A 9498-nucleotide genomic window follows, 5' to 3' on the forward strand; every position below is an offset into this window, starting at 1 on the left:
GGTTACGGCACGGCTTAATCCGCCGATTCTCTTTTCGTAATTGACCAAATCAATGGCTGTCAGTACCGGGTTTGAAACGTTGATATAACCTGTTTCCGTTTTCTTCTTTTCAATAAGCGTGGCAGGTGGCAGTTGCCTTGTACTGATATAATTTATTTTAATCCCTTTTTTATTGGTTGGCCTTAAGACAGGATATTCCGTTACTACAAAATATTCCTGCGGTTGCTGATGCGCTGCTCCATGTAAGGCTGCTGCATTTAATAATCCTACATAATATTTCCGTTCCAAAAATTTCATCAGCCCGTCAATAAACAGGGCGAACGGCAAAATTCCTTTTGAAAAATATTGTGGCGAAACGATTACGTAATAACCTTTAAAAACAGAAACGATTTTCTCTTTTTCCGATAATCTGTCCAACACTCTTTTTAAAGATGTTTCGCTGTCATTGGCAAAACTCTTTTTGAGTTCGGCAATGCTGAATGTCAACTTACCTTTGGATTGACATTCCTCAACCCAATATGCTAAGCGTTTATAATTACCGTCTGAAACCACTTGAGATAATTTTTGCGAAAAATACCACTTTTCGGTACTTTTCGCAAAAAATTTCTTACAACATTTTTATCGCATAAAAAAATCATTCATTTTACAGGCGCCGCATCATTTAATACATAAAACAGTTGATGAATATCACTGTCGTTTAGCTCAAGCGTTCCGGTAAATGTTCTGAATTCATCTACTTTAAACCTTTGTTTTTTATTCCTCAATTTCACATCCATTACAGACAGGGGGCCGGCGTTTCCGCAGAAATAGCAGGTTTTGTTTGGATTGGCTGATATGGCAACTGATTCACCGGTTTCATCCCAGGGAATAATATAACCAGCAACTTTTACCAGCCTGCCTTCCATCTTTTTTATATTGGATGGGAAATCGGGAAAATCAACATTGCCCTTTACTTCATCGTTATATTTTTGCCTGAAGCGCACCGCCTGCAGTTCTGTCCATGTGGGTGTATATACGATGCCGGCAAAAGCGCTCAGCGTTATCGCTAAAATGCAACAGCCAGTTTTTATCATCATATTCATAAAAAATATTTGTTGCTTCAATCTTATTTGTTAATCGCCAAAGGCGATAAAACAGCTATGCGAAGCGAGGACGCTTCACATAGTTTTAATAACTTTAATTCTTTACCTGTTCGGCATTCTCCAGTATATAATAAAACTCATGGATGTCATCATAGTTTAATCTTAATGTGCCTTTGAATTTTTTATACGCATCCGTCATGTATTTTTTCTTTACAGTTTTCAGCTTAATCGTCATGACAGAAGCAGGCCCTGCTTTACCGCAAAAATAGCAGGCCGCATAAGGATTGGCAGACAGGGCAACGATGGCGCCTGTAGGGTCAACAGGAATTACATAACCTTCCACTTCCACTGTTTTGTTTTCCATATCCAGTATCTGGTCAGTGAATTTCGGAAACAACACTTTGGCTTTTAATTCAGCATTATACTTTGGAATAAAATTTATTGCCTGCAATACATCCCAGTTGGTTTCAACAGCATCCTGCGCAAAAGCAGAAAATGAAAAAAGCAGAAAGCTTATGATGATATATTTCCCTTTATTCATTCGTACAAGTTTGTTTTTTCAATGGTCTCATGCCTGTCCCGAACTTGCTTCGGGAGAACGCCCTGATGTACACATTCCCTCCCGAAGCTGGTTCGGGACAGGCTGTGTGAAAAATACATTTTACATGGGCGTTTCATTGGTAAGTGTTTTTGAAATATTGATGGCTGATGCTTTAACGGCAGGAATGGCCGCTGCCATAAAACCAATTGCTATCGTAATAAAACATAAATACCATTCATCTTTTGTGATACGTACATGGGTAAATGACAAATGATAATTTGCCGTTGAATAGCTGTTAATAGCAATAATGCCCAGCCTGCTTATGGCAATGCCCAGCAAAAAGCCAGCAATGCAAAGCAGCAACCCTTCCGCAACAGTTGCAGCAAACAAAAGCATACGGCTGCCGCCCATAGTGCGCATTAATGCCATTTCGTATTTACGTTCTTTTAATCTCGTATAAAGTGAAATAAAAACACTCAGCGCCGATATACCCATAATAGCATAAGCAATGCCCTGTAATGTAGTAATGCCAATGCCCATTAAATTAAACAGGCGGTTTATTTCAAGCGCAGGCGAAGCCACCTGCATGTCTGTATATTGGTTAAGGGTTCGCGGCAGGGTCATCATGCCGAGCGGGCTGCGCAGCTTTATCAGGGCAGCGGTTATTTCATCTTCCGGTTTGGAGGTATCTTTTGGTGCATTCGGGTTTAACGCCATCATGCCTGCCGTATTCTTTTCTTCCTGCAGTTCATCTTCATCTTTATGATGATGAATAAGCCAAACGCTTTCAATGGGCGTAAGTACAAGATTATCCAGCACGGTATTCGTGGGCTTTAATATACCCGTTACCTTATAAGCAAATTGTTTATGCACTTCTCCGCCGGCAGACAGGCCATGCGTTCCAAAAAAATTTTCATACAGCTTTGTGCTGGTGGCAGCAGCAACATTGCTGCCTAACACCACATCCATCGGCTTTGCATACATAGTTCCTTCCTGTAATGCGGCCTTATATTTTTTTATATAATTGCTGTCTGTTCCAACAATGCGATAGCCTTTATAGCTGTCGCCGTAAGCCAGTGGAATAACCTGTTGTATAAAAGGGTCGGCATGCAAAATATCGAGGTCATTTTTTTTAATGTTGCCTGTCGGCGCATCCATCTGATATACGGCAGAAAGCACCAGTTGCAAAGGGCTGCCTTTAGCGCCCGCCACCAGGTCAATATCTTTCAGATCCGTATCAAACTTATGCTCAGCTTCGCTTTGCATGAGCAGCAACATGGAAATAATGCCGGTGCCCAGCATTAAAAGGACGATGCTTAATAAAGTAGCCAAAGGTTTGTACAGCAGGTTTTGAAATATAAGCTTTACAATCATGACAGGGAGATGCTGTTGGGAAAAATGTTTTTTAGCCTTTCATCATGTGTTACAATAATCAACGCCGCGCCTGCCTGCCCGGCCTGTTTTTGCAACAAGGAGGCAACGGTTATTGCATTATCATCATCAAGGCTGCTTGTTGGTTCATCAGCCAGTACAACGCTTACATCATTCATTAATGCCCGGGCAATGGAAACACGTTGCTGCTCGCCCTGGCTTAACTGCGCCGGCATTTTGCGGAGCAGCTTTTTTATGTGCAGTTCTTCCGCAAGCGCATGCGCTTTTGCCTTGTTTTTTCTGCCTGATGGCAGGTAGGAAGAAAATAAAATATTGTCTTCCACATTAAGCGACGAAATAAAGTAATTGCGCTGAAAAATGATCCCTAACTGATTGCCGCGAAACTTATCAAGCCTGCGGTTGCTTAGTGCAGTAATATCAACATCATTTATATTTACCCTGCCTTTATAGTTGCGTATCAGCCCGCATAAAATATGAAGGAATGTTGTTTTGCCACATCCTGATTTTCCTGTTATCAGCAATACTTCCCTGCTGCCGCACTGCAATGCCGGGTAACTGAATGAAACAAAACCGCTGTATGCAAACTGAATGCCGGATGTGGAAATTTTCATGTGTATATTTTTTGTTTCTTCAATATCAACAGGCAATTCGGATAAATCTTTCATCAGGTGTTAATATGATTTATCCGAAAATTTTATAGCTTATTTCATGCGTTAAAAGTAAATATATTTTGCAACCATGTTGCATAATTATATTTTTATTAGCGTTTGTTTCCAAGAGCATTCTGCCTGTTTATCAGGATTTCGGGAAAACTGAAAACAAAGCATATTGATGCAGCGCTGAATGGTATTTGTGATGATTGTTATAAAAAATAACTGAAGCTGCCTCAAAAAGTTTTTGAAGGCTTTGGGGATCGCTGTTTGATTTCAATCCACATCGCTTACTGCATACAAAGAGGTTATACCGGCCTTTTGAGATGGCTTCTTCCGTTTACGTAATATGAATATAAGCCCTGTAATTATAAATGGAATGCTTAGCAACTGCCCCATGTTGATAACCATGCTGCTTTCAAAACTTTCCTGGTTTTCTTTTACAAATTCAAGCAGAAACCGGCAGGAAAAAATTAATATAAGAAACCAGCCAAACAAGAAGCCGCTTGCGGATTTATATTTTTTATACAAGCGCATCAGTACAAAAAACAGGATGAGGTAACAAAGAGCCTCGTATAGTTGCGCCGGATGCCGTGGAATGTTATCTACCCTTTCAAACACAACCGCCCACGGCAATGCTGAAGGCCTGCCAATAATTTCAGAATTAAAAAAATTACCTGTGCGTATAAAAAACCCGGCCAGAGCAACAGCAATTACAAGCCGGTCAAGCATATATAAAAACGACTGTTTATACACTTTACAATAAATATAAACGGCGATTAAAATTCCTGCTGCACCACCATGGCTTGCCAGCCCCTGGTAACCCGTTACCCGGAAATTTCCATTTGAATAACTGAAAGGCAATATAATTTCTATAAGATGATCTTTATAATAAGCCCAGTCATAAAAAAAACAATCGCCAAGCCTTGCGCCAATCAGCGTTCCGGCAAATACATAAATAGTTAGTTTATCCAAAAGCCTGACAGGGATATGCTCTGCAATAAAAAATTTTTTTAACCCAACGTAAGCGCAAATAAAGGCCATGGCAAAACACAATGAGTAATAACGCAGGCTTATAAAACTCGCCTTAAAAATCTCCGGGTCAATGTTCCAGTGTACAAATAACATGCTTCAAAAAAATAAAATTATTTGCAACATTGTTGCATTTTGTTTTAACTTTGACAATTCTTTATGGATAAAGTGCACAATTCATTTCTTGATAAGATAGGCATTGGCGCCTCTCTCGCCTGTGCCATTCATTGCATATTATTGCCCTTATTATTTTCAACGCTGCCGCTATTTGGTATTGAAATGATGAAAAACTGGAAGATTGAAGTTTCTATGGTTATTGTTTCATTCGTTTCCGGAAGCTGGGCATTATATCACGGGTATAGAAAACATCACCATCATTTATGGCCGCTGCTGGCATTTGGTTTTGGGTTATCCCTGGTTATAGCAGGCAATTTTATTGACAGGCAATGGATAGAAATGACATTAAAATTTTTTGGCGCAGGCGCTATTATCACAGCGCATATCTTTAACCTGAAATATAATAAACAATGCAAAGTTCATCCTGTGAAAAAGGATAAAGAAAAAATTATGTACAATAACTTAAAAAGAATGTCTTAATAAAAATTTTATGAGAAAAAAAATTGTCCCCTGCTTATTCGCCTTATTGTTGTGCGCCAATGTACAAACCTTATTTGCCCAAAATCCAACGGAAAGAAAAATAACAACTATACAGATTACTGACAAGGACAGTTTGATGTATAATAAAACTGACAGCGTTCCCCCTCCCGTTATTACGCATCATAAAATAACGCTTGATGGAAAAACATTTGCTTATACTGCCACGACGGGGTATTTATCTATGAAGAATGAAGAGGATAAGGTAATGGCTAAAATATTTTATGTAGCTTATACAAGGGATGACGCAAATAACGATGAAAAACGCCCGGTTACTTTCGTTTTTAACGGAGGGCCTGGCTCTGCGGCTATCTGGCTGCACATGGGCGGGTTTAGCCCGGTAAGGGTGAATTTTGCAGATGATAAGGGCACGGCTACAGGGCCGCCCTATTCTTATGGTGATAATCCTTATTCCTGGATTGGCTTTACAGACCTTGTATATATCGACCCTGTTTCAACCGGGTACAGCCGTGCTGCAAAAGGCGTTGATGCAAAATTGTTTCATGGATATACCGAAGATGTGCAGTCTGTCGGCGATTTTATAAGATTATTTGTAACAAGGTTTCAGCGCTGGGATAACCCGAAATTTATTGCAGGCGAAAGTTATGGCACAACGAGGGCCGCCGGCTTATCAGGCTATTTGCAGGAAAAATATGGCATGTATCTGAATGGCATCACCCTTATATCTTCCGTTTTAAACTTTCAGTTAATAGATTTTCACACCGGTAATGAAATGCCGTATATTTTCTTTCTGCCAACATATTCAACCACTGCACAATATTATCACAAATTAAGCGATGATCTGCAGGCTTTGAGTGTGGATGCACTGGCACGCAAAGCAGAAGCCTTTGCAAAGAAAACTTATACAGATTTTTTAATGCAGGGCAATGATGTATCTGAAGCTTTAAAAAACAGTATCATTGATTCACTGCATTATTTTACGGGTTTATCAAAAGACTATATCCGAAAAGCGAACTGCCGTATAAATGATTTTCGTTTTTTTAAAGAACTGCTTCGTGATTCAGGCAAAATAACCGGCAGGTATGACAGTCGTTTTTCCGGTGAAGACAACGACGATGCCGGTGAATATCCCAGCTACGATCCAAGCGATGCAAATCTTAACGGGCTTTTTATTTCGGCTTTCAATACTTATGTACGAAAAGACCTTGGCTATAAAAACGATCTGCCTTATAATGCAACTACAAGCGTTTGGCCCTGGGATTATAAGCCCGCAGAAAACAGGTACCTTGATGTATCTGAAACGCTGCGGAGCGCTATGACACAGAACAGTCATTTAAAAGTAATGGTATGTTGCGGATATTACGACCTTGCCACACCTTTATACAATGCAGAATATGTAGTGCAGCATCTGGGTTTGCGGGATGATGTAAAAAATAATATTCAGCTTACCTATTATACGGCTGGGCACATGGTGTATATTAATAAGCCTGATAATGCAAAGCTTCAAAAGGATGCGGAAAATTTTTATGCCGATGCCGTAAAATAAACCGGCCATTATTCTAATCCATAAATCACAAAATCCAAGTTCAGGCAGGTGAAATTTTGTCACTCCGCCCTGAAAGCTTTTCTTTACCGCCACTTTTAAAACTGCCATTGCTAAACCAATCATGAAATTTTGGCTTTATGGCTGACAGTGGCAAAAAAATTGATTACGGATTGCTGTCTTTAAACAGGCGATCCTCTTATTTAAATTTTAAAATTTATACATTTTATGGCTAAAACAGACATTAAGGTTACCCCACTGCATGACAGGGTAATTATTGAACCGGCTAAAGCCGAAGAAAAAACTGCAGGCGGAATTATCATCCCCGACACAGCGAAAGAAAAACCCCAGCGTGGCACTGTTGTAGCAGCAGGCCCCGGCAAAAAAGATGAGCCTGTAACCGTTAAGGCGGGCGATACTGTTTTGTATGGCAAATATGCCGGTACAGAAATCAGCATCGAAGGCACTGATTACCTCATTATGAGGGAAAGCGACATTTTGGCGATTGTGTAAAGCCTGATGCCCCAGCCCTAAGGGGAGTTGGGAAAGTCGCAAATAATTTTCAATCTTTCTGAAAGTAAGAAGTTCTTTTCAAACATTAATTTCAAATTAATAAAACCTGTTCGCCTCACAGGTTATAAATCCTCCGCCCCGGCGGGAGATAGGGGCTTAATACTATGTCTAAACAACTCTTCTTCGACATTGAAGCGAGAAATAAAATGAAACGTGGCGTTGACGTGCTTGCCAACGCTGTGAAAGTTACATTAGGTCCTAAAGGCCGTAATGTAGTATTAGAGAAAAAATTCGGCGCACCTTCTGTAACAAAAGATGGCGTTACGGTGGCCAAAGAAATTGAACTGGAAGATTCCATTGAAAACATGGGCGCCCAGATGGTGAAAGAGGTAGCTTCCAAAACTGCAGACATTGCAGGCGATGGCACTACCACGGCCACTGTGCTGGCGCAATCCATCATCAGCGAAGGCTTAAAGAACGTTGCTGCCGGCGCTAATCCAATGGATCTGAAACGCGGTATTGACAAAGCTGTAACGGCTGTGGTTGAGCATTTAAAATCACAGAGCCAGACTGTGGGTTCTGACCAAAACAAAATTCAGCAGGTGGCTTCTATCTCTGCCAACAACGACGATACCATCGGCAAACTGATTGCTGAAGCTTTCGGCAAAGTGGGCAAAGATGGCGTTATTACGGTTGAAGAAGCCAAAGGCACTGAAACCAACATCGAGATTGTGGAAGGTATGCAGTTTGACCGCGGTTATCTTTCCGCTTACTTCGTTACCAACAGCGAAAAAATGGAAGCCGAACTGGAAAAGCCTTATATCCTGATCTATGACAAAAAGATCAGCGCCATGAAGGATATCCTGCACATTCTTGAAAAGATCGCTCAGCAGGGCGCTCCGTTGCTCATCATTGCTGAAGATCTGGAAGGTGAAGCACTGGCAACACTGATCGTGAACAAACTGCGCGGCACTATTAAAGTGGCTGCTGTTAAAGCCCCGGGCTTTGGCGACCGCAGGAAAGAAATGCTGAACGATATTGCTACCCTTACAAAAGGTATTGTGGTGAGCGAGGAACAAGGCTACAAACTGGAAAATGCAGATCTTTCTTACCTCGGTCGTGCAGACCGTGTTGTAATTGACAAAGACAATACAACCATCGTGGGCGGTTCCGGTAAAAAAGAAGATATCCAGGCGCGCATTAACCAGATTAAAGCGCAGATTGAAACAACAACTTCTGATTATGACAAAGAAAAATTACAGGAACGCCTGGCTAAATTAAGCGGTGGTGTGGCTGTACTGAATGTAGGCGCAGCAACAGAAGTGGAAATGAAAGAAAAGAAAGACCGTGTTGATGATGCTTTGCATGCCACCCGTGCTGCCGTTGAAGAAGGTATTGTACCTGGTGGCGGAACGGCTTTCATCCGCTCAATCGAAGCGTTGGATGAATTAAAATCAGACAACGAAGATGAAGCAACCGGTATCAACATCGTTAAGCGTGCGCTGGAAGAACCCCTCCGCCAGATTGTAGCCAATGCTGGTATTGAAGGTTCCATCGTTGTACAGAAAATAAAAGAAGGTAAAGGCGATTTTGGTTTCAACGCCCGCACAGAGAACTATGAAAAATTATTCTCTGCCGGTATTATTGATCCTACAAAAGTTACCCGTGTAGCTTTGGAAAATGCAGCATCAATAGCAGGTATGTTGTTAACAACAGAATGTGTAATTGCTGATAAGCCTGAACCTAAGTCTGCCGCAGCAGCCCCGGCTGGTATGCCAGGTGGTATGGGCATGGATTATTAATCTGAGTTCTTATAAGTTTAAAAAGGTCGTCGCAAAAGGCGGCCTTTTTTTGTTGGGCTAAGACTGGGGCAACTTGTATATTTCTGCCTTTGCATGTGTTCTTCACCAATAAGCCTCCCTCACAATAAAAAAGATTTCGCGCTTTAACAAATCCGTAAGCGAAACCCCATTAATAAATTTTACTTTTTGAACATTGCTTAAAAGATATATTAATCGTTACCCAATTTAGTTCGTATAAATTCTCTACGCTGCATATCTGACGTGCTTTACATGGAAATACTTTTGCACCTGCTTTTTGTTGTTTTTTCTTTCATGCATAAAATTCTCA

General features: G+C 40.9%; 10 protein-coding genes. 4 read left to right on the top strand and 6 right to left on the bottom strand.

What is annotated here, in order from left to right:
- The 6 genes from QM629_RS17275 to lgt form a co-directional block, all read right to left on the bottom strand.
- Positions 1-417 (bottom strand): type IV toxin-antitoxin system AbiEi family antitoxin domain-containing protein (locus QM629_RS17275; RefSeq protein WP_415161140.1); only part of this gene is annotated, 417 nt, incomplete at its 3' end.
- 221 nt (positions 418-638) lie between these two features.
- Positions 639-1076: a hypothetical protein gene (locus QM629_RS17280; RefSeq protein WP_415161141.1), complete on the bottom strand. Its 438-nt coding sequence runs from the start codon at positions 1074-1076 to the stop codon at positions 639-641.
- Between the two features lie 100 nt (positions 1077-1176).
- The gene (locus QM629_RS17285) at positions 1177-1623 is read right to left on the bottom strand and encodes a hypothetical protein (protein ID WP_415161142.1); all 447 of its coding nucleotides are present in this window, start codon (positions 1621-1623) and stop codon (positions 1177-1179) included.
- Positions 1624-1743: 120 nt separating this feature from the next.
- On the bottom strand, positions 1744-2997 hold the full coding sequence (locus QM629_RS17290) for an ABC transporter permease (protein ID WP_415161143.1): 1254 nt from the start codon (positions 2995-2997) through the stop codon (positions 1744-1746).
- Entirely contained in the window at positions 2994-3680 is a 687-nt protein-coding gene (locus QM629_RS17295) for an ATP-binding cassette domain-containing protein (RefSeq protein ID WP_415161144.1), read from the bottom strand. Before QM629_RS17295 ends, QM629_RS17290 begins: the two co-directional genes overlap by 4 nt.
- A 261-nt stretch (positions 3681-3941) precedes the next feature.
- The gene (lgt, locus tag QM629_RS17300) at positions 3942-4793 is read right to left on the bottom strand and encodes a prolipoprotein diacylglyceryl transferase (RefSeq protein WP_415161145.1); all 852 of its coding nucleotides are present in this window, start codon (positions 4791-4793) and stop codon (positions 3942-3944) included.
- Between the two features lie 63 nt (positions 4794-4856).
- Here lgt and QM629_RS17305 point away from each other — a divergent pair, with 63 nt between their 5' ends.
- The 4 genes from QM629_RS17305 to groL all read left to right on the top strand — a co-directional run bounded on the left by QM629_RS17305 (position 4857) and on the right by groL (position 9170).
- The gene (locus tag QM629_RS17305) at positions 4857-5294 is read left to right on the top strand and encodes a MerC domain-containing protein (RefSeq protein ID WP_415161146.1); all 438 of its coding nucleotides are present in this window, start codon (positions 4857-4859) and stop codon (positions 5292-5294) included.
- Between the two features lie 10 nt (positions 5295-5304).
- A complete protein-coding gene (locus tag QM629_RS17310; protein WP_415161147.1) occupies positions 5305-6858 on the top strand; it encodes a S10 family peptidase in 1554 nt (517 codons plus the stop codon).
- 225 nt (positions 6859-7083) lie between these two features.
- On the top strand, positions 7084-7368 hold the full coding sequence (locus tag QM629_RS17315; protein ID WP_090663166.1) for a co-chaperone GroES: 285 nt from the start codon (positions 7084-7086) through the stop codon (positions 7366-7368).
- A 164-nt stretch (positions 7369-7532) separates the two neighbouring features.
- On the top strand, positions 7533-9170 hold the full coding sequence (gene groL, locus QM629_RS17320) for a chaperonin GroEL (RefSeq protein WP_415161148.1): 1638 nt from the start codon (positions 7533-7535) through the stop codon (positions 9168-9170).
- Positions 9171-9498: the final 328 nt, after the last annotated feature.

The sequence above is a fragment of the Parafilimonas sp. genome (assembly GCF_047606085.1).
Taxonomy (GTDB): Bacteria; Bacteroidota; Bacteroidia; order Chitinophagales; family Chitinophagaceae; genus Parafilimonas.